General features: G+C 68.3%; 15 protein-coding genes. 10 read left to right on the forward strand and 5 right to left on the reverse strand.

Going from position 1 to position 20,996, the window contains the following annotated elements:
* Genes ACEN9Q_RS02080 through ACEN9Q_RS02090 form a run of 3 tightly spaced genes read right to left on the reverse strand, consistent with a single transcriptional unit; the run spans position 1 to position 2,671 of the window.
* The gene (locus ACEN9Q_RS02080; protein ID WP_495627197.1) at positions 1–552 is read right to left on the reverse strand and encodes a GNAT family N-acetyltransferase; all 552 of its coding nucleotides are present in this window, start codon (positions 550–552) and stop codon (positions 1–3) included.
* Positions 540–1,214 (reverse strand): TetR/AcrR family transcriptional regulator, encoded by a 675-nt coding sequence (locus ACEN9Q_RS02085; RefSeq protein WP_495627198.1) that lies wholly within the window; start codon positions 1,212–1,214, stop codon positions 540–542. The genes ACEN9Q_RS02080 and ACEN9Q_RS02085 overlap by 13 nt, the downstream gene beginning before the upstream one ends.
* Positions 1,211–2,671, reverse strand: a complete 1,461-nt coding sequence (locus ACEN9Q_RS02090; protein ID WP_495627199.1) for an aminotransferase-like domain-containing protein — start codon at positions 2,669–2,671, stop codon at positions 1,211–1,213. The genes ACEN9Q_RS02085 and ACEN9Q_RS02090 overlap by 4 nt, the downstream gene beginning before the upstream one ends.
* A gap of 315 nt (positions 2,672–2,986) precedes the next feature.
* Here ACEN9Q_RS02090 and aptA point away from each other — a divergent pair, with 315 nt between their 5' ends.
* From aptA to ACEN9Q_RS02130, 8 genes are all read left to right on the forward strand, one after another.
* Positions 2,987–4,303 carry an omega-aminotransferase AptA gene (aptA, locus tag ACEN9Q_RS02095; RefSeq protein WP_495627200.1) on the forward strand — a complete coding sequence of 439 codons (1,317 nt, stop codon included), beginning with the start codon at positions 2,987–2,989 and terminating at the stop codon, positions 4,301–4,303.
* 20 nt (positions 4,304–4,323) lie between these two features.
* Positions 4,324–5,814, forward strand: a complete 1,491-nt coding sequence (locus tag ACEN9Q_RS02100; RefSeq protein WP_056438700.1) for a CoA-acylating methylmalonate-semialdehyde dehydrogenase — start codon at positions 4,324–4,326, stop codon at positions 5,812–5,814.
* A gap of 122 nt (positions 5,815–5,936) precedes the next feature.
* Positions 5,937–7,301 carry an NAD(P)-dependent oxidoreductase gene (locus ACEN9Q_RS02105; protein WP_495627201.1) on the forward strand — a complete coding sequence of 455 codons (1,365 nt, stop codon included), beginning with the start codon at positions 5,937–5,939 and terminating at the stop codon, positions 7,299–7,301.
* Entirely contained in the window at positions 7,301–8,584 is a 1,284-nt protein-coding gene (gene preA / locus ACEN9Q_RS02110; protein WP_495627202.1) for an NAD-dependent dihydropyrimidine dehydrogenase subunit PreA, read from the forward strand. Before ACEN9Q_RS02105 ends, preA begins: the two co-directional genes overlap by 1 nt.
* 35 nt (positions 8,585–8,619) lie before the next feature.
* Entirely contained in the window at positions 8,620–10,107 is a 1,488-nt protein-coding gene (locus ACEN9Q_RS02115; RefSeq protein ID WP_495627203.1) for an NCS1 family nucleobase:cation symporter-1, read from the forward strand.
* 26 nt (positions 10,108–10,133) lie between these two features.
* Positions 10,134–11,522 (forward strand): dihydropyrimidinase, encoded by a 1,389-nt coding sequence (hydA, locus tag ACEN9Q_RS02120; RefSeq protein ID WP_495627204.1) that lies wholly within the window; start codon positions 10,134–10,136, stop codon positions 11,520–11,522.
* Positions 11,523–11,650: 128 nt separating this feature from the next.
* Positions 11,651–12,895: a Zn-dependent hydrolase gene (locus ACEN9Q_RS02125; protein WP_495627205.1), complete on the forward strand. Its 1,245-nt coding sequence runs from the start codon at positions 11,651–11,653 to the stop codon at positions 12,893–12,895.
* Between the two features lie 158 nt (positions 12,896–13,053).
* Entirely contained in the window at positions 13,054–15,057 is a 2,004-nt protein-coding gene (locus ACEN9Q_RS02130; protein ID WP_495627206.1) for an MHYT domain-containing protein, read from the forward strand.
* Between the two features lie 10 nt (positions 15,058–15,067).
* On the opposite strand, the gene ACEN9Q_RS02135 is transcribed toward ACEN9Q_RS02130, so the two are convergent.
* Entirely contained in the window at positions 15,068–16,273 is a 1,206-nt protein-coding gene (locus ACEN9Q_RS02135) for an ammonium transporter (protein ID WP_495627207.1), read from the reverse strand.
* 254 nt (positions 16,274–16,527) lie between these two features.
* On the opposite strand from ACEN9Q_RS02135, the gene ACEN9Q_RS02140 reads away from it, so the two are divergent.
* Entirely contained in the window at positions 16,528–18,339 is a 1,812-nt protein-coding gene (locus tag ACEN9Q_RS02140) for a DUF885 domain-containing protein (RefSeq protein WP_495627208.1), read from the forward strand.
* A 193-nt stretch (positions 18,340–18,532) separates the two neighbouring features.
* Positions 18,533–19,843, forward strand: a complete 1,311-nt coding sequence (locus ACEN9Q_RS02145) for an Nramp family divalent metal transporter (RefSeq protein WP_495627209.1) — start codon at positions 18,533–18,535, stop codon at positions 19,841–19,843.
* 3 nt (positions 19,844–19,846) lie between these two features.
* Here the strand turns inward: ACEN9Q_RS02145 and ACEN9Q_RS02150 are convergent, their stop codons facing one another.
* Complete coding sequence (locus ACEN9Q_RS02150; RefSeq protein ID WP_495627210.1) at positions 19,847–20,974, reverse strand: TIGR03118 family protein; 1,128 nt, start codon at positions 20,972–20,974, stop codon at positions 19,847–19,849.
* Positions 20,975–20,996: the final 22 nt, after the last annotated feature.

A 20,996-nucleotide genomic window follows, 5' to 3' on the forward strand; every position in this document is an offset into this window, starting at 1 on the left:
TCACCCGTTCCAGTACCGGCGCAGCAGGCCGTAATACACCGTATCGGCCGGTTCGCCCTGCACGATCCACCGTTCCGGCATGAAGCCTTCCTTGCGGAACCCGAGCTTTTCCAGCACCCGCGCCGAGGCGGCGTTGCGCGGGTCGACGTCGGCCTCGATGCGGTTCAGGTCGAGCGCCGCGAAGCCGTGGTTCAGCAGCGCCCGCAGCGCCTCGCTGACGTAGCCGGCGCCCCAGTGGGCACGGGCCAGCGCATAGCCCAGTTCGCAGCGCCGGCTGCCGTCCACGAAGCGGTGCAGGCTGGCGTTGCCGATCAATTCTCCCGTGCCGGCCAGCGCGATACCGAGGCGCAGTCCGCTGCTGTCGGCATACGCGGCCTGCGTGGCGGCGATGTGGTCGCGCGACTGGTCCAATGACGTCCACGGGCCGCTGCTCCAGTAGCGCGCCACGTCCGGATCGGAAAACACGGCGTAGTGCGCGTCGACGTCGCGTTCATCCATCCAGCGCAGCTTCAGGCGCGCCGTGCACAATTCGATGGGGCTCAAGGTGGGCATGGGTTCTCCTGGAGGCCGACGGCGGCGAGCACCATGCCCGTGATCAGGCGTTCGGCGTCGTCGAAGTCGGACGGTTGCAGCGAATCGCGGTCGAGCACGAGCGTCATCTGGGCGGCGAAATCGGCGTACGACTGCGTCATGGCCCAGACGGCGAACAGCAGGTGGGTGGCATTGACGGGCGCGATTTTTCCTTCCGCGATCCAGCGCTCGAACACGGCGATGTCGGCGCGCAGCAGCGGGATCACGCGGCGCCGGATCTGGTCGGCGTACAGCTTGGCGCCGCCGATCACTTCCATCGCATACACGCGCGAGGCGAGCGGCTGCTCGCGCGAGAATTGCAGCTTCGCGCGCACGTAGGCGCGCAGGACGTCGCCCGGGTTCCCGGCCGGATCGGCCAGGCTGGCCATGCGCGCGAGCCAGTCGTCCAGCACGTTGTCGAGCACGCGCTGGTACAGGGCCTGCTTGGTCGTGAAGTAGTACATCAGGTTCTGCTTCGACAGGCCCGCGCGTTCGGCGACGGTCGCGATCGACGTGCCTTCGTAGCCGCATTCGGCGAACAGGCGCACGGCCTCGCCCAGGATCGCGGTTTCGACCCGGTCTCTGTGACTGACGCGGTGCCCGACGCGGCGCTTGACGGCGGCGGGGCTCATGGTGGTGCTCATGGCGGATCTCCTCGGATCGAACGCAGGAAGTCGAGCAGGACGGGCTCGAAGGCATAGGCGACGTTGAAGCGGAACCACGCGCTGGCGGGCGGCTGCAGCGTGAAGAATTCGCCCGGCGCCAGCAGGATGCCGGCGCGCAGCGCGCGTTCGGCGATGGCGCGGCCGTTGCGGCGCGCGTCCGGCCCGGGTTGCGTCCACCCTGCGCTGACGAACATGCCGCCGCGCGGCCTGGCCAGCGGGACGAGGCCGGCGTCGCCGAGGCGTTCCAGCGCCCGTTCGCGCGCGCCGTCGAGCTGCAGCACGAGGCGCTCGACCTGCTTGCGGTAGGCGCGGCTGCTGACGGCGTCGTACACGGCGCGCTCGTTCACTTCGGACGTCGTGAGGCCGGTGAGCATCTTGACCCGCACCAGTTCCGGCAGCAGCGAGGCGGATGCGCAGATCGACCCCACGCGCAGCACCGGCGACAGCGTCTTGGAAAAGCTGCCGATGCGGATCACGCGGCGCAGCCCGTCCATCGCGGCCAGCGACGACTCGCCGCGCGCCGCCAGTTCGCGGTAGATGTCGTCCTCGACGAGCCAGAAATCGAATTGCTCGGACAGCGCCAGCAGCCGGTGCGCCTGCGCCTGTGACAGCGACGTGCCGAGGGGATTCTGCAGCACCGTGTTGACGAACATGAGCTTGGGCTGGCGCGCCTGCGCCTCGCGCGCGAGGACTTCCATGTCCAGGCCGTGCGCGCCGCGCGGGATGCCGACTGCCTCGCAGCCGTGGTGGCGCACGAGCGCGAGCAGGTTGCCGTAGCCGGGATCTTCGACGAACACGACGTCGCCCGGCCGCGTGAGCGTCCGCAGCACGAGGTCGAACGCGTGGGTGGCGCCGTGCGTCAGCAGGATCTGCTCGGGCTCCACCGCGCACAGCTCGCCCGACAGCGTGGCCGCGAGATGCTGGCGCAGGCTGGGAAAGCCGAGCGGGTGGCCGTACCCGCGCAGGCGGCCGGCCGGGATCTTCATCGCGTGGCGCACGGCATCGAGGATCGTCGATTCGCCATACCACTCGGGCGGCAGCCAGCCGGCGCCGACGGGCAGCGCATCCGACTGGCCGGAATACAGGTCGGGCGTGAGCGTGTCGACGACGCTGGCCGCCGCGGGCAGGCAGGCCTGTTGCGCCGGGGCGTCAAGGCCGCGCGCGACAAAAAAGCCGGACCCGCGGCGCGACGAGAGCAGGCCCAGATGCAGCAGGCGGTCATACGATTCGACGACCGTGAAGGTGCTGACGCCGTTCACTTTTGCGAATTGTCGAACCGACGGCATCTTGGTCCCGGCGGGCAGCGTGCGCCGATTTACCATCCCGGCGATGGCCGCGACGATCTGGTCGACCAGGCTGCCGCGGCGCTGGCGGTCGATCGCCAGCACGGGCCACCCGGACCCGTCGCCGCTGCCGTTCTTTTCCGTTGCTTCCATCGCCACTCCATCGCGCTACACTCAAAACTGTGCAGGTTATGCTACCAGTACGGTTGGCCGTATTTGCAGATTGTGTATATGTGCCACAGTTGTCCTGCTGTCTATTATTGCATCATTGTTTTTGCCAGTTGGTAAATTTTTGCGCGCATGCTTGCACGCCAACGGACCGCAAACGTCCGCGTGGGCACAGGGAGCCCACCCTACCGACATGATTGCCGTAGGGTGGGCTCCCCGAGCCCACGCGAAATGCCAACGAGCCGTGGACGTACGTGCGGGCGTTTGCCAACCCGCAATTGAATTCACAAGGGGAGTCGCATGAACGAGTCTAGACCCGAATCGATGTCATCCTTCTGGATGCCATTCACCAACAACCGCGATTTCAAGGCGCACCCGCGCCTGCTCGTCTCGGCGCAAGGAATGTATTACAAGGACGTCGACGGCAACGCCGTGCTGGACGGCACCGCCGGCCTGTGGTGCGTGCCCTGCGGCCACGCGCAGCCGAAGATCGTCGCCGCCGTCAGCGAGATGGTCGGCCAGCTCGACTTCGCTCCCACGTTCCAGATGGGCCACCCGGCCGCCTTCGACCTGGCGGAACGCCTGATGGACTATACGAACCACAAGTTCGGCCACGTGTTCTACACCAATTCCGGATCGGAAAGCGTAGATACCGCCCTCAAGATCGCACTCGCCTACCACAAGGCGCGCGGCGAGGGCGGGCGCACCCGGCTGATCGGGCGCGAGCGCGGCTATCACGGCGTCGGCTTCGGCGGCCTGTCCGTCGGCGGCATCGGCCCGAACCGCAAGTCCTTCGGCCCGCTGCTGCCGGGCGTGGACCACCTGCCGCACACGCACAACCTCGCGCAGAATGCGTTCGCGCGCGGCGAGCCGGAACACGGCGCCGAGCTGGCCGACGAGCTGGAACGCATCGTCGCGCTGCACGACGCCTCGACGATCGCCGCCGTCATCGTCGAACCCGTCGCGGGCTCCACGGGCGTGCTGGTGCCGCCCAAGGGCTACCTGAAACGCCTGCGCGAGATCTGCAGCAAGCACGGCATCCTGCTGATCTTCGACGAAGTGATCACGGGTTTCGGCCGCCTGGCGACGCCGTTCGCCGTCGACTACTTCGACGTCGAACCGGACATGATGACGACGGCGAAAGGCCTCACGAACGGCGTCGTGCCGATGGGCGCCGTGTTCTCGAAAAAATTCATCCACGACGCCTTCATGGACGCGCCGGCCGGCATCGAGCTGTTTCACGGCTATACCTATTCCGGCCACCCGCTGGCGTGCGCCGCGTCGATCGCGACGCTGGACGTCTTCAAGGAGCAGGGCGTCCTGGAAAACGCCAGGGCCCTGCAGCCGTACTGGGAAGACGCCGTGCACAGCCTGCGCGGCCTGCCGCACGTGATCGACATCCGCACCATCGGCCTCGTCGCCGGCATCGAGCTCCAAAGCATCCCCGGCAAGGTGGGTGCCCGCGCCTTCGCCGCGTTCAAGCAGGCGTTCGCGGACGGCATCCTGATCCGCACGACGGGCGACACCATCGCGCTGTCGCCGCCGCTCGTGCTGGAGAAAAAACATATCGACGAACTGCTCGGCAAGCTGGCCGCCGTCCTGAAGAACCTCGACTGAAACCTCGACTGAAAGAGACCATGGAAACGATCAATCACTTTATCGGCGGCCGCGTGACGGAGGGTGGCAGCAGGTTCGCCGACGTCTACAACCCGGCGCTGGGCGAGCCCTGCGCGCGCGTGGCGCTCGCGAGCGGCGACGACGTGGGCGCGGCCGTCGCCGCGGCGGCGCAAGCCTTTCCCGCCTGGGCCGCGACGCCGCCGCTGGCCCGCGCCCGCGTGCTGTTCAACTATCTGCAACTGTGCCAGCGCCACACGGACGAATTCGCGGCGCTGGTCGTGCGCGAACACGGCAAGACCTTGCCCGACGCGCGCGGCGAAGTCGCACGCGGCATCGAGGTCGTCGAATTCGCGGTGGGCATTCCGCACCTGCTCAAGGGCGAATTCACGGACCAGATCGCGCGCGGCATCGACGCGTGGTCGATGCGCCAGCCGCTGGGCGTCGTTGCCGGTATCACGCCGTTCAACTTCCCGGTGATGGTGCCGATGTGGATGTTCCCCGTCGCCCTTGCGTGCGGCAATACGTTCATCCTGAAACCGTCCGAGCGCGATCCGTCGGCGTCGCTGCTGCACGCGCGGCTGCTCAAGGAAGCGGGCCTGCCGGACGGCGTGTTCAACGTCGTGCAGGGCGACAAGGGCGCGGTCGACGCGCTGCTGGATCACCCGGACATCCAGGCCGTCAGCTTCGTCGGCTCGACGCCGATCGCGGAGTACATCTATGCCCGCGGCAGCGCCGCCGGCAAGCGCGTGCAGGCGCTGGGCGGCGCCAAGAACCACATGGTCGTGATGCCGGACGCCGACATGGACATGGCCGTCGACGCGCTGATCGGCGCCGCCTACGGCTCGGCCGGCGAGCGCTGCATGGCGATCTCGGTGGCGGTGGCCATCGGCGACGCGGGCGATGCATTGGTCGCGCGGCTGGCCGAGCGCACGCGCGCCCTGAAAATCGCGGACGGCATGGCGGACGGCGCCGAGATGGGGCCGGTCGTCACGCTCGCGGCCAAGCAGCGCATCGAAAAGCTGATCGGCGAAGGCGTGGAGCAGGGCGCGACCCTGGTCGTCGACGGCCGCGGCTTCACGGTGCCGGAGCGCGCCAATGGCTTCTTCGTGGGCGGTACCCTGTTCGACCACGTGACGCCATCGATGTCGATCTACCGGGAAGAAATCTTCGGGCCCGTGCTGTGCGTCGTGCGCCTGCCGGACGTCGGCAGCGCTTTGGCCCTCATCAACCGCAACGAGTACGGCAACGGCGTCGCCGTGTTCACCCGCGACGGCGGCGTGGCGCGCGAGTTCGTGCGCCAGGTACAGGTGGGCATGGTCGGCGTGAACGTGCCGCTGCCGGTGCCGATGGCGTTCAGCAGCTTCGGCGGGTGGAAGAAAAGCCTGTTCGGCGACCACCACGCGTACGGGCCGGAGGGCGTGCGGTTTTATACGCGGCACAAGGCCGTCATGCAGCGCTGGCCGAATACGGCCAGCAGCGGGGTGGAGTTCGCGTTCCCGCAAATGAAATGAACCGTCGTCCCCGCGCAGGCGGGGACCCAAGTTCGCAGCATCTCGACAGCGCTTGCAAAATTGGGCCCCTGCCTCCGCAGGGGCGACGTTGGTTGAGTCTCCACGTATAAAAGGGATGCCAAATGATCGAGTCACTCCACCACCTGCCGCCCGCCACCGGCACGCACGGTGCCTTGTCCGAGCGCTTCACGGACCTCGCGCCGGCGCTGACGGCGCGCCAGGCCGCCATCGAAAGCGCCCGCTGCCTGTACTGCTATGACGCGCCCTGCACCCGCGCCTGCCCGACGGGCATCGACGTCGCGAGCTTCATCCGCAACATCCACGAAGGCAATGTGGAGGGCGCCGCCGTCAACATCCTCAAGCAGAACATCTTCGGCGGCAGCTGTGCGCGCGTGTGCCCGACCGAGATCCTGTGCGAGGACGCCTGCGTGCGCAACCACGACGCCGAAGGCCAGCCCGTGAAGATCGGCCTGCTGCAGCGCCACGCCATCGACACCGCGCAGTTCGCCGACCACCCGTTCCAAAGGGCGCCGTCGACCGGCAGGACCATCGCCGTCGTCGGTGCCGGCCCGGCCGGGCTGTCGTGCGCGCACCGGCTGGCGATGCTGGGCCATGACGTCGTCGTGTTCGAAGCGCGCGAGAAAGCCGGGGGCCTCAACGAATACGGCATCGCCAAGTACAAGCTGCCGGGCGACTTCGCGCGGCAGGAGGTCGACTTCCTGCTGTCGATTGGCGGCATCGAGATCCAGTACGGCCGCGTCCTCGGCGGCAACCTGCACCTGCAGGACCTGCACACGCGCTACGACGCCGTGTTCCTCGGCCTGGGACTCGGTGCGAGCCGCCGGCTCGGTCTCACGGGCGAGGATGCGCCGGGCCTCGCGGCCGCCGTCGACTACATCGCCACGCTGCGCCAGGCGGCCGACCTCGCGGCGCTGCCGGTGCCGAAGCGCGCCATCGTGATCGGCGCCGGCAACACGGCCGTCGACATGGCGGTGCAGATCGGACGGCTCGGCGCGGAGGAGGTCACGCTCGTCTACCGCCGCGGCTTCGAAGCGATGAGCGCGACCGGCCACGAGATCGAGATCGCGAAGACGAACGGCGTGCGCATCCGCACGTGGGCGGCGCCGCTCGAGGTGCTGCTGGACGACGCGGGACGCGTGCGCGGCATGCGTTTCGAGGAGACGCGGATGATCGACGGCCGCCTGGCCGGCACGGGCGCCTTCGTCGACATCGCGGCCGACGCCGTGTTCAAGGCCATCGGCCAGCACATGGACGCGGACGCGTTGTCCGATCCGCTCGCGAGCGAACTTGAACGCAATGGCGACAAGATCCACGTCGACGCGCGATTCAGGACCAAGCTGCCGGGCGTGTACGCGGGCGGCGACTGCGTGGCGCCGGGGCAGGACCTGACGGTGCAGGCCGTCCAGCACGGCAAGCTGGCCGCGCTGGCGATCCATGACGACATCCTTTCCAAAGCGGAGGCATGATGGCCGACCTGAGCATCGATTTCTGCGGCATCAAGTCGCCGAACCCTTTCTGGCTGGCGTCCGCGCCGCCGACCGACAAGGCCTATAACGTCGTGCGCGCCTTCGAGGCCGGCTGGGGCGGCGTCGTGTGGAAGACGCTGGGCGAGGACCCGCCAGCCGTCAACGTGTCGTCGCGCTACTCGGCGCTGCACGGCAAGAACCGCGAGGTCATCGGCTTCAACAACATCGAGCTGATCACCGACCGCAGCCTGGAGATCAACCTGCGCGAGATCACGGCGGTCAAGAAGGCGTGGCCGGACCGCGCGCTGGTCGTGTCGATGATGCTGCCGTGCGAGGAAGCGCCGTGGCGCGAGATCCTGCCGCTCGTCGAGGCGACGGGCGCCGACGGCATCGAACTGAACTTCGGCTGCCCGCACGGCATGCCCGAGCGCGGCATGGGCGCGGCCGTGGGCCAGCAGCCCGACCTGATCGAGCAGGTCACGCGCTGGTGCAAGATGTACACGCGGCTGCCGGTGATCGTCAAGCTGACGCCCAACATCACCGACGTGCGCGCACCCGCCCGCGCGGCGCTGGCGGGCGGCGCGGATGCCGTCTCGCTGATCAACACGATCAATTCGATCACGCACCTGGACCTCGACCGCATGGTCGCGTTCCCGGCCGTCGGCAACGCCAGCACGCACGGCGGCTATTGCGGCGCGGCCGTCAAACCGATCGCGCTGAACATGGTGGCCGAGATCGCGCGCGACCCTGTCACGCGCGGCCTGCCGATCTCCGGCATCGGCGGCATCGGCAACTGGCGCGACGCGGCCGAATTCATCGCGCTGGGCGCCGGCTCGGTGCAGGTGTGCACCGCCGCGATGCTGCATGGCTTTCGCATCGTCGAGGAGATGAAGGACGGTTTATCCCGCTGGATGGACGGCAAGGGGTACGAGAACATCGCGGCGTTCTCGCGCAAGGCCGTGCCCAATACGACGGACTGGAAATACCTGGACATGAATTACCAGGTGATCGCGCGCATCGACCAGGACAAATGCATCCAGTGCGGCCGCTGCCACGTCGCGTGCGAGGACACGTCGCACCAGGCCGTCGCGCGCATCGTCGACGGGAATGCGCGGCGCTACGAGGTCATCGACCAGGAATGCGTGGGGTGCAACCTGTGCGAGATCACCTGTCCGGTCGAAGGGTGCATCACCATGGTGCCGCAAGAGACGGGCAAGCCCTACATGAACTGGACGCAGGACCCACGGAATCCGCGGGCGGAGGTAACATTGGACGACGCGTAGTTAATATTGCACCGCAACCGATGGAGACCGCCCCGATGAGCATCGACCCCGCAACGAACCAGGACCTGTGGAACGAAGACCTGGCGCCGACGAGCGCGGCGCAGCGCACGTGGCGCTGGTATCACTTCGCCGCCCTGTGGGTCGGCATGGTGATGTGCATCCCGGCCTACACGCTGTCGGCCAGCCTGATCGAGGCCGGCATGTCCGCCTACCAGGCCGTGTTCACCGTGTTCCTCGCGAACGCCATCGTGCTGCTGCCGATGCTGCTGATCGGCCACGCCGGCACCAAGTACGGCATCCCGTACGCCGTGCTGGCGCGCGCCGCGTTCGGCACGCGCGGGGCGCGGCTGCCGGCGCTGATGCGCGCCATCGTCGCCTGCGGCTGGTACGGCATCCAGACGTGGTTCGGCGGCAGCATGATCTACACGCTGCTGGGCGTGCTGGCCGGGCATGCGATCGGCGGCGACAAGCTCGCCGGCCTGGGCATCAACGGCGCGCAGCTGCTGTGCTTCATCGTGTTCTGGGCCATCCAGTTCTGGTTCATCGTGCACGGCATGGATTCGATCCGCAAGCTGGAGACGTACACTGCGCCGCTCAAGATCCTGATCTGCTTCGTGCTGCTCGGCTGGGTGTACCAGAAGGCCGGCGGCTTCGGCCCGCTGCTGGCCGCGCCCTCGCAATTCGTCGACGGCGGCAAGAAGGCGGGCCAGTTCTGGCCCACGTTCTGGCCGTCGCTGACGGCGATGGTCGGCTTCTGGGCCACGCTCGCGCTGAACATCCCCGACTTCACCCGCTTCGCGCGCACGCAGCGCGACCAGGTGCTGGGCCAGTCCATCGGCCTGCCGGTGCCGATGGGCCTGCTGGCCGCGCTCGCGGTCATCGTCACGTCGGCCACCGTCGTCCTGTACGGCAAGGCGCTGTGGGACCCGGTCGACCTGGCCAGCCGCATGACCGGGGCCGCCGTGCTGATCGCGCTGATCGTGCTGCTCGTGGACACCGTCAGCGTCAACCTGGCCGCGAACCTCGTCGGCCCGGCCTACGACTTTTCCGCGCTGGCGCCGCGCCACATCTCGTACCGCACGGGCGGCTACCTCACGGCCGGCATCGCGCTCGTGATGATGCCGTGGAAGATCCTCGAATCGACGCAGGGCTACATCTTCACGTGGCTGATCGGCTATTCCGCGCTGCTGGGGCCCATCGCCGGCGTGCTGATCGTCGACTACTACCTGATCCGCCGCACGGAACTCGCCGTCGACCAACTGTACAAGGACGACGGCATCTACGGTTATCGCAACGGCTGGAACCCGGCGGCCATCGTGGCGTTCGCCGCCGGCGTGCTGCCGAATATCCCGGGCTTCCTGAACGCGGCGTTTCCGGAATCGTTCCCGGACGTGGACGCCGGTTTCAAAACCCTGTACACCTATGCCTGGTTCGTCGGGATCGCGATTTCCGCGCTCGTGTACCGCCTCATGATGAAGGGCAGGGCGGCGCCGGCGCTGCATCCGGCCCGTTCGCTCGACTGAAGCATCCTTTTGCACAAGGGGACACCATGACCATCCTGATCCGTGGCGGCACCGTCGTCAACGCCGACCGCGCCTTCCGCGCCGATGTCCTCACCGAGGGCGGCAAGATCATCGCCGTCGGCGCGAACCTGGAAGCGCCCGCGCACGCGACCGTCGTCGACGCCGGCGGCCAGTACGTGATGCCGGGCGGGATCGACCCGCACACGCACATGCAGCTGCCGTTCATGGGCACCGTCACCGCCGACGATTTCTATACCGGCACGGCGGCGGGCCTCGCCGGCGGCACGACGACGATCATCGACTTCGTCATCCCCGATCCGAAGCAGCGGTTGATGGACGCGTTCCACACGTGGCGCAGCTGGGCCGAAAAGGCGGCGGCCGACTACACGTTCCACGTGGCCGTCACGTGGTGGGACGACTCGGTGCACGAAGACATGGGCACGCTCGTCAAGGAGCACGGCGTGAACAGCTTCAAGCACTTCATGGCGTACAAGAACGCCATCATGGCCGACGACGAGACGCTGGTGAACAGCTTCCGCCGCGCGCTCGAACTGGGCGCGATCCCGACCGTGCACGCGGAGAACGGTGAGCTCGTGTACCAGTTGCAGCGCGAACTGCTGGCGAAGGGCATCCGCGGGCCGGAAGCGCATCCGCTGTCGCGCCCGCCCGCGGTGGAAGCCGAGGCGGCGAACCGCGCGATCGCCATCGCCGGCGTCCTCGGCACGCCGGTGTACATCGTGCACGTGTCCTGCGCCGAATCGCTGGACGCCATCGCCCGCGCCCGCGCGCGCGGCCAGCGCGTGTACGGCGAGGCCCTGGCGGGCCACCTCGTCATCGACGACAGCGTCTACCGCCATGCCGACCCCGAAGTCGCGCGCGCCTACGTGATGAGCCCTCCGTTCCGTTCCAGCCACCACCAGGCCGCGCTGTGGCAGGGCCTGCAGGGCGGGAACCTGCACACGACGGCGACCGACCACTGCACCTTCTGCGCCGGCCAGAAGGGGATGGGTGCGGACGATTTCACGCGCATCCCGAACGGCTGCGGCGGCGTGGAAGAACGCATGGCCGTCGTGTGGGACGCCGGCGTGAACACGGGGCGCTTGAGCCCATCCGAATTCGTGAAGATCACGTCGACGAACGCGGCGCAGATCTTCAACATCTACCCGCGCAAGGGCTCCGTGTCCGTGGGCGCGGATGCGGACCTCGTCGTGTGGGACCCGCAAGGCACGCGCACGCTGTCGGCGAAGACGCAGCATTCGAAGGGCGACTTCAACGTGTTCGAAGGCCGCACGGTGCGCGGCATCCCGACGCACACGGTGGCGGCGGGGAAGCTCGTGTATGCGGATGGGGATCTGCGTGCGGAGCGGGGCGCAGGGCGATATGTTGAACGGCCCGCATTCACCAGCAGCATATGAACGTCGTCCCCGGACTGGCCGTCCGCCTTGGCGGGGACCCAAGTTTTGCATGCGTTCACGCGATGCGAACAAAATTGGGTTCCCGCCTTCGCGGGAACGACGTGGCTTATTCAACCGGAGAGCAAACCATGAACGACCTGCGCATCAACGGCACCCGCCTGTGGGCCTCCCTGATGGAACTCGCGCAAATCGGCGCCACCGACAAGGGCGGCGTCAAGCGCCTCGCGCTGACTGACCTCGACCGCCAGGGCCGCGACCTCGTCGTACGGTGGGCGCAGGCCGAGGGCCTCGCCGTCACCGTCGATGCGATCGGCAACGTGTTCATGCGCCGCGAGGGCGCGAATCCGGCCCTGCCGCCGGTCGTCACGGGCAGCCATATCGACACCCAGCCGACCGGCGGCAAGTTCGACGGCAACTACGGCGTGCTGGCCGGGCTGGAAGTCGTGCGCACGCTGAACGAGCGCGGCATCCGCACGGAAGCGCCGATCGAAGTCGCGTTCTGGACCAACGAGGAAGGCTCGCGCTTCGTGCCCGTGATGATGGGGTCCGGCGTGTTCTGCGGCGCGTTCAGCCTGGAGACGGCGTACGCCGCCCGCGACGTCGACGGCAAGTCGGTCGGCGAGGAACTGGAACGGATCGGCTACCGCGGCGCCCAAGCGCCGGGCATGCACCCCATCGGCGCCTATTTCGAAACGCACATCGAGCAGGGGCCCGTGCTCGAGGATGCGGACAAGGTGATCGGCGTGGTGCCCGCCGTCATGGGCCTGTCGTGGTACGACTGCACGGTGACCGGCATGGAGGCGCACGCCGGCCCCACGCCGATGCACCTGCGCCGCGACGCGCTGCAGGTGGCCACGATCATCATGCAGGAAGTGGTAGCGATCGCGAACCGCTATCCGCCGTACGGCCGCGGCACCGTGGGCATGGTGCAGGTCTTCCCGAACAGCCGCAACGTGATTCCCGGCCGGGTCAAGTTCAGCATCGACCTGCGCAACGTGACGGATGACCTGCTGAACACGATGCACGGCGAGATCGAAGCGTTCATCGAGCGCACGCGGCGCGCGACGGGCCTGGGCATCGACCTGGAGCGCGTGTCCTACTACCCGCCTTGCCCGTTCCACCCGGACTGCGTGGACGCCGTGCGCGCCGCCACGGACAAGCTGGGGTACTCGACGATGGACGTCGTGTCCGGCGCCGGCCACGATGCCATCTATGTCGCGCGGCTCGCGCCCGCCGGCATGATCTTCGTGCCGTGCAAGGATGGCATCAGCCACAACGAGATCGAAGACGCCCAGCCGGCGCACCTGGAAGCCGGCTGCAACGTATTGCTGCACGCGATGCTGGAGCGGGCCGGCGTCGCCGCCGGCGCCTGACCCGTGTCGGCTGGAATTGTTGCGCACCGGTAACAAAATGCGATTTCCTGTTACTATTCTGGCCGAAGACGGGCGGCGGTAGCATACTGTGTGGCCAAAGCCCTCGGGGCCGCAAGGATCGTCATGTCCTTGCGTTTTGCCACTCATGCGCGTCGACGATGCTGACCGGATATTATGAAACCCCGCTGGTCCTGACTTCCATCCTCGTCGCGATCGTCGCGTCCTATTCCGCGCTCAGCCTGGCTGGCCGGGTGACGGAAGCCGCCGGACGCACCAAGTTCGCCTGGATCCTGGGCGGCGCGATCGCGATGGGGTCCGGGATCTGGGCCATGCACTTCGTTGGAATGCTGGCGTTCCGCCTGCCGATTCCGATCGCCTACGACGTTCCCATCACCCTCGTCTCCCTGGTGCTGCCGATCGGCGCGTCCGGACTCGCGCTGTGGCAGGTCAGCCGCGCGAACCTCGGGCCCGTGCGCCTGGGCGTCAGCAGCCTGATCATGGGCATCGGCATCAACGCGATGCATTACACGGGTATGGCCGCCATGCGCATGGAGCCGGGCATCGTGTACGACCCGCTGCTGTTCGCGCTGTCGGTGCTGATCGCCGTCGGCGCGTCGGCGCTGGCGTTGTGGATCGCCTTCCGGCTGCGCCGCAGCACGCCGGACGTGTGGGTGCCGCGCATCGGCGCCGCCGTCGTGATGGGCTGCGCCATCGTCGGCATGCACTACACGGGCATGGCGGCCGCGAACTTCCCGGACGACAGCGTGTGCATGGCGGCGCGCGTCGGCGTGCACCGCGACAGCCTCGCCACGCTCGTCGTGCTGGCCACGTTCTGCGTGCTCGGCCTCGCCCTCATCGCGTCCGTGTTCGAAGCCCGGCTGGAAGCGAACGCGCGCATCCTCGCGATGTCGCAGGCGACGGCGGCCGAACGCCAGCAACTGCTCGAACGCGAGCGCATCGCGCGCGACCAGGCCGAGCGCCTGTCCGCGCTGAAGGACGAATTCCTGGCCACGCTGTCGCACGAGCTGCGCACGCCGCTCAACGCGATCCTCGGCTGGGCCGGCATGCTGCAGCGGGGCGTGAAGGACGAAGCGACCCTCCGGCGCGGGCTCGAGACCATCGAACGCAACGCGCGCGCCCAGGGCCAGCTGATCGACGACCTGCTCGACATGAGCCGCATCATTTCCGGCACCGTGCGCCTGGACGTGCAGGCGGTCGATCCGGCCCGGATCATCGAGGCCGCGCTGGGCACCGTGCATCCGGCCGCGGCGGCCAAGATGATTGCCCTGCGCGCCGACCTGGGACGCGGGGTGGGGGCCTTGCCGCTCGAGGTGAGCGCCGATCCGGGGCGGCTGCAGCAGGTGCTGTGGAATTTGCTGGCCAACGCGGTCAAGTTCACGCCGTCGGGCGGCAGCGTGCAGGTGCTGCTGGGACGCGACGGCTTTGAGGCCGTGATCCGCGTGATCGATTCCGGCATCGGCATCGCGGCCGATTTCCTGCCTTACGTGTTCGACCGCTTCCGCCAGCAGGACGCGTCGATCTCGCGCCAGCACGGCGGCCTCGGACTGGGGCTGTCGATCGCCAAGCAGCTCGTCGAACTGCACGGCGGCACCATCGCCGTGGACAGCGCGGGGCCCCAGGCGGGGACGACCTTCACCGTGCGCCTGCCGCTCGCGCGCCAGCCGGCGGCCGTGGTGCCGGTGGCGGGGACGCGGCCCGTCGCGCCGGCGGCCAGGGGCGACCTGGCCGACTTGTCCGGCGTACGGGTGCTGGTGGTCGACGACGCGCCCGATACGCTCGACGTGCTGGAACAGATCCTGGCGTACAGCGGCGCCGCCACGATGACGGCGCCGAGCGCCGGCGCGGCGCTGGCCCTGCTGGAGCACGAGGTGCCGGACGTGATCGTCAGCGACGTGGGCATGCCCGAAGTCGACGGCTTCGAGATGATGCGGCGCATCCGCCGCCGCGCCGCGACGGCCGGCATTCCCGCCATCGCGCTGACGGCGTTCACGCGCCAGGACGACCGCGCCAAGGCGCTGCAGGCCGGCTTCACGGATTACCTGGCGAAGCCGGTGGAGCCGGCCGCGCTGGCGGCGGCCATCATGCGCGCCGTGGCCCGCGGCGGCGGCGAAGGCAAGGACGCGGCCGCGCGCGAGGCTTGACGCGCGGGGCTTACTGGAACGTGGTCTCGCGTTCCGGCGTGGCGCTGATGCGGTGGATGGCCAGGTCGGCGCCGTCGAATTCCTCCTCGGCGTCGAGGCGCAGCCCGACGGTGGCCTTGAGCAGTCCGTAGACGATCACGCCGCCGATGCCGGCGATGGCGACGCCCAGCAGGGTGCCGATCAGCTGCGACGCCAGCGACACGCCACCGAGCCCGCCCAACGCCCGGCTGCCGAAGATGCCGGCCGCGATGCCGCCCCACGCGCCGCACAGGCCGTGCAGGGGCCACACGCCCAGCACGTCGTCGATCTTCCAGCGGTTCTGCGCCAGGGTGAACATCACGACGAAGATCGCGCCCGCGATCGCGCCCGTCACGAGGGCGCCCATCGGATGCATCAGGTCGGAGCCGGCGCACACGGCGACGAGGCCGGCCAGCGGACCGTTGTAGACGAAGCCCGGGTCGTTCTTGCCCATCACGAATGCGACCAGGGTGCCGCCGACGAGGGCCATCAGCGAGTTCACGGCGACCAGGCCGTTCATCTTGTCCAGCGTCTGGGCGCTCATCACGTTGAAGCCGAACCAGCCGACGGTGAGGATCCAGGCGCCCAGCGCGAGGAACGGGATGTTCGACGGCGGGTGCGCCGAGATGCGGCCATCCTTGGTGTAGCGGCCGCGGCGCGCGCCCAGCAGCAGCACGGCCGGCAGCGCGGCCCAGCCGCCGACGGCGTGCACGACGACGGAACCCGCGAAGTCGTGGAAAGCCGCGCCGAACGTGGCGGTGAGCCAGTCCTGGACGCCGAAGCGGTTGTTCCAGGCGATGCCTTCGAACAGCGGATACACGAGGCCGACGAGCAGGGCGGTGGCGGCCATCTGCGGATGGAACTTGGCGCGTTCGGCGATGCCGCCCGAGATGATGGCGGGGATCGCGGCGGCGAACGTCAGCAGGAAGAAGAACTTCACGAGCTCGTAGCCGTTCTTGGCGACGAGCGTGCTCGTGGCGCCCATGAAGTGGATGCCGTAGGCGATGCCGTAGCCCACGAAGAAATAGGCGATGGTGGAGACCGCGAAGTCGATCAGGATCTTGACCAGCGCGTTGACCTGGTTCTTGCGGCGCACCGTGCCCAGTTCGAGGAAGGCGAAGCCGGCGTGCATCGCCAGGATCATGATGCCGCCGAGCAAGATGAAGAGCGCGTCGGCTCCGCTTTTGTATGCATCCATGCGTACTACTCCAAAAAAGTGCAAGTTGGTCGAATAAGCACTTCTGGGTAGCAATAAACGTTCCAATTTGGTGAAATGGTGCACTCCGGGCGAGCATGTCATATGGATTGCCCCGTAATCGTGCACAAGCACCGTGGCGGTGCGGTCATGCGCCAAAATGGGGATGCGCGGCGCAGTCCGGTGCACCGCCATGGCGATGGTCGGGATGACAAGTCGTAGTATGCTTTCGGGAAATAACCTCACAAAGGAGATCCATGAACCGCACCCTGAACGCCGCCATCCTCGCGGCCCTGCTGTCGGCCGGCGCACCTATCCTGTCCGCCCACGCCGCCGCAACCGCCGCGACCCCGGCGGCATCCGCCGCCGAGCGCCAGCTGGACAGCCTTTCGGCCCGCTTCTACGATGCGCGCGCCCGCTTCGACCCGCTGCTGTACGCGACGGCCAACGGCGACAGCCGCTACGACGACCAGATCGGCATGGCGATCGCCCCGAAAGTGCGCGCGGCCTACTTCGCCGCGAACCACGGGCTGCTCGACGACCTGCACAAGATCGACCGCGCGCGGCTGGGCGACAAGGCGCGGCTGAACTACGACATCCTCGCCTTCGAGATCCAGAGCCAGCTCGACCTCGAACGCTTCCCCGAGCACCTGCTGCCGCTGAACCACTTCGACAACATCCCGAGCACGCTGGCGAACTACGCGGGCGGCACGGGTTCGCAGCCGCTGGCGACGCCGGCCCAGTACCGCGCCTATCTGTCCCGGCTGGACCAGCTGCCGGCCTGGATCGACCAGGCCATCGCCAACATGAAGGAAGGCATGCGCACGGGCGTGGTGCAGCCGAAGGCGATCACCGCGAAGATGCTGCCGCAGTTCCGCCAGTTGGCCGCGAGCGATGCGGAAGCCAGTATTTTTTACACGCCCATCAAACGCTTGCCGGCCGGCTTCGCGGACGCGGACAAGAAGACGCTCACGGCCGGCTACCGCCAGGCCGCCCAACGGATCGACGCCGCGCTCGCGCGCCTGAACGCGTTTCTCGAAAAAGACTACCTGCCCGCCGGCCGCGCGACGGCCGGCTACGGCGCGCTGCCGGACGGCGCCGCGTGGTACCGCGCGCGCATCCGCAACAACACGAACCTCGACCTGACGCCCGCCGAGATCCATGCGCTGGGCGAAAAGGAAGTGGCGCGCATCCAGCAGGAGATGGCGGCGTTGGCGCCGAAGCTGGGGTATGACGGCCCGCTGAAGACATTCCCGCAATGGGTCGCCGCCCAGCCGCGCTTCAAGCCGTTCAAGACCGACCGCGAAGTGCTGGACCGCTACCGCGCGATCTACGCCGCCGTCGAGGCGAAGCTGCCGCGGTATTTCACCTTGCTGCCCAAGGCGAAGCTGGACATCCAGCTGGAACCGGAACTGACGCGCGCCACGGCGTCCGACCACTACACGCCGGTCGCGGCGGACGGGTCGCATCCGGGCGTGTTCTGGGCCGTCGTCAACGACCCGAGGGATTACAGCGTGGTCGGCATGACGACCCTGCTCCTGCACGAAGGCGTGCCGGGCCACCACCTGCACGCGGCGCTGCTGAAGGAACTGCCGCTGCCGGACTTCCGCAAGTTCTTCACGGAGCACCCGAGCGCCGCCGCCTACACCGAAGGCTGGGCGCTGTACTGCGAGACGCTGGGCCGCGAATTCGGCCTGTACGACGATCCGGCCGCGTACTACGGCCACCTGAACGACGAACTGCTGCGCGCCGTGCGCCTCGTCGTCGACACCGGCATGCACGCGCAGGGCTGGTCGCGCGAGAAGGCGATCGCGTACATGATGGACAACCTCGGCTACAGCGAGGAGCGTGCCGCCAACCAGGTCGAGCGCTACATGGTGTGGCCGGGCCAGGCGCTGGCCTACAAGGTCGGCGCGCTCAAGATCCTCGGCCTGCGCGCGCAGGCGCGGAAGGCGCTGGGCCCGAAGTTCAGCTACGCGAAGTTCCACCAGGTGGTGCTGGGCGACGGCACGCTGCCGCTGCCGATCCTGCAGGCGCAGGTGGAGAAGTGGATCGCGGCGGAGAAATAACGGCCGTTACTGCAAAACATGCCGTCGCCCCCGCGCAGGCGGGGGCCCAATTTTGCAGGCTGGCGGTACGCTAAAAACTTGGGTCCCCGCCTCCGCGGGGACGACGTGGGGAGCATTAGGGGAGCATTACGGCCCCTGCACTGTGTGCGCAGGCGTACATATCGCCTGCGCACATGCGTGCATGATGGGCTTCATGAACGATGAAGACACCAAGGATGCCGACGGGACGATCGCGCCGCCGTCGCCGCAAGCCTCGACCTGGCTGTCGAAGCTGGGGCCGGGCCTGATCACCGGCGCGGCCGACGACGACCCGAGCGGCATCGCCACGTATTCGCAGGGCGGCGCCCAGTTCGGGTTCAACCTGCTGTGGACGCTGCTGCTGACGTATCCGCTGATGGCCGCCATCCAGGTCATCAGCGCCCACATCGGCCGTGTGACGGGGCGCGGACTCGCCACCAACCTCCAGCGTTTCGCGCCGCGCCACGTGGTGTGGGGCATCGTCGGCCTGCTGCTCATTGCGAACGTCATCAACATCGCGGCCGACGTCGCGGCGATGGGCGAGGCGATGGCGCTCATCCTGCCTGGACGGCCGCTCTGGTACGCCGTCGGTTTCGGCGTGCTGTCCGTGCTGCTGCAGGTGTTCATCCCGTACCAGCGCTACGTCAACCTGCTGAAATGGCTGACGCTCGTGCTGCTCGCGTACGTGGCCACCGTGTTCGTCGTCCACGTGCCGTGGGGCGAGGTACTCAAGTCGACCGTGTGGCCGCGGATCGCGTGGAACAAGGAATACCTGACCACCATCGTCGCCGTGTTCGGCACGACGATCAGTCCCTACCTGTTCTTCTGGCAGGCGTCGCAGGAAGTCGAGGAGCTGCGCGCGGACGACGATGCGCGGCCGCTGCGCCACGCGCCCGAGCAGGTGCAGCGCCAGTTCAGCCGCATCCGCTTCGACACGCTGGTCGGCATGGCCGTATCGAACGCCGTCGCGTTCTTCATCATGCTGACGACCGCCGCGACCCTGCACGCGCAGGGCGTGCGCGACCTGACGTCGGCGGCGCAGGCGGCATCGGCGCTGAAGCCCGTCGCGGGCGAACTCGCGTTCGCCCTGTTCGCGCTGGGCATCGTCGGCACGGGCCTGCTGGCGATCCCCGTGCTGGCCGGGTCCGCCGCGTACGCGATGGCCGGCACGTTCCACTGGAAGAGCAGCCTGGGCTCCGAATTCTCGGCGGCGCGCAAGTTCTACGCCATCATCATCGTCGCGACGCTGGCCGGCGTCGGCGTCAACTTCATGCCGCTCGATCCCATCAAGGCGCTGTACTGGAGCGCGGTGCTGAACGGCGTCATCGCCGTGCCCGTGATGACGATCATGATGCTGGTCGCGTCGAGCAGCCGCATCATGGGCGAGCTGACGATCGCGCCGCGCCTGCGCGTCCTGGGCTGGCTGTGCACCGGCGTGATGGCGGCGGCGACGATCGCCATGTTCGCATCGTTCCTCGCGCGCTGACGCCTACTGCATGTCGATGCGGCCGTAGATGCCGTGCGCCTCGTCGCCGGGGCCGGCCGTGTAGAACAGCGTGTTCGCCGGCTGGTTGTTCACGCCGTTGCCGAAGGCGATGCCCCACAGGCCGTCGATGACGATGGGCGTGTGGTCGGCCCGGGACAACGTGCCGATGAAGGCGCCGGTGGACGGGTTGTAGGCGTTGATCCTGCCGTCGCCGAAGTTCCCGACCAGCAGGGCATTGCTGAAGTCCCCGAAGTTCGCCGGCGCCAGCGCGATGCCCCACGGCGCGTTCAGCGCGCCGCCCGCCGCCAGCCGGTGCAGGAACGTGCCCCCCATGTCGTACACGTCGACGACGCCGAGCCCCGCGCCCTTGACCTCGTCGTTCCCGCCCGTTTCGCGCTGCGCATACGCGACGTAGATGCGGTCGCCGACGGCCTGGATGCCGAACGGCCCGTAGCCGGCCGGCAGGTTCGGATCGGCGAACCCGCCGGGCAGCGTGGCCTTTTGAAAGCCGGCGTCGTAGACGTCGATGCGGTTGTTGCGGAAGTCGGCCGCGTACAGGTAGTTCGCGCCCGCGAACGTGCCGATCGCCAGGCCCTTGTAGACGGCGCTGCCGCCCGTGTCGACGGCCGTCACGGCATTCGTGCGGTTGACGCCGGGCGACCAGCCCGACACTGTGCCCGCCTCGCCCACGAAGATGAACGGGCTCGCGCCCGTCACGCCGTTCTGCGTGACCTTGAAGTCGGTGCTGCCGTTGTAGACGATGCCGGTCGGGCTGGCCGCGCCGGACGTGCCGGCCGGGATGGCGACGACCAGCGTCTGCGGCACGCCGTTGCCGTCGTACAGCGTCGACGTCGACGTGCCGTTGTTGGCGACCCAGACGAAGGCCGTCGGATTGAACGCGAGACCCCAGGCGTTGACGAGGTGCGTGTCGGTATGCGCCGCGCCGCTGGACTGGTCGGTGACGAGGGCCGTGGTCGCGAAGGCGCTCGTGATCGCCGGCGGCATGACGACGGGCGTCGTCATCGGGTGGTCGTCGCCACCGCCGCCGCACGACGCGACGGCTGCGCCGAGGACGATGCCGCACAGGCCGGCCTTGACGAGGCGGACGGCCGTTTTCGATTGCAGGTTCATGATTGCTCCTCTGTAGGACGCG

This window comes from Massilia sp. Masssp93, assembly GCF_059491295.1.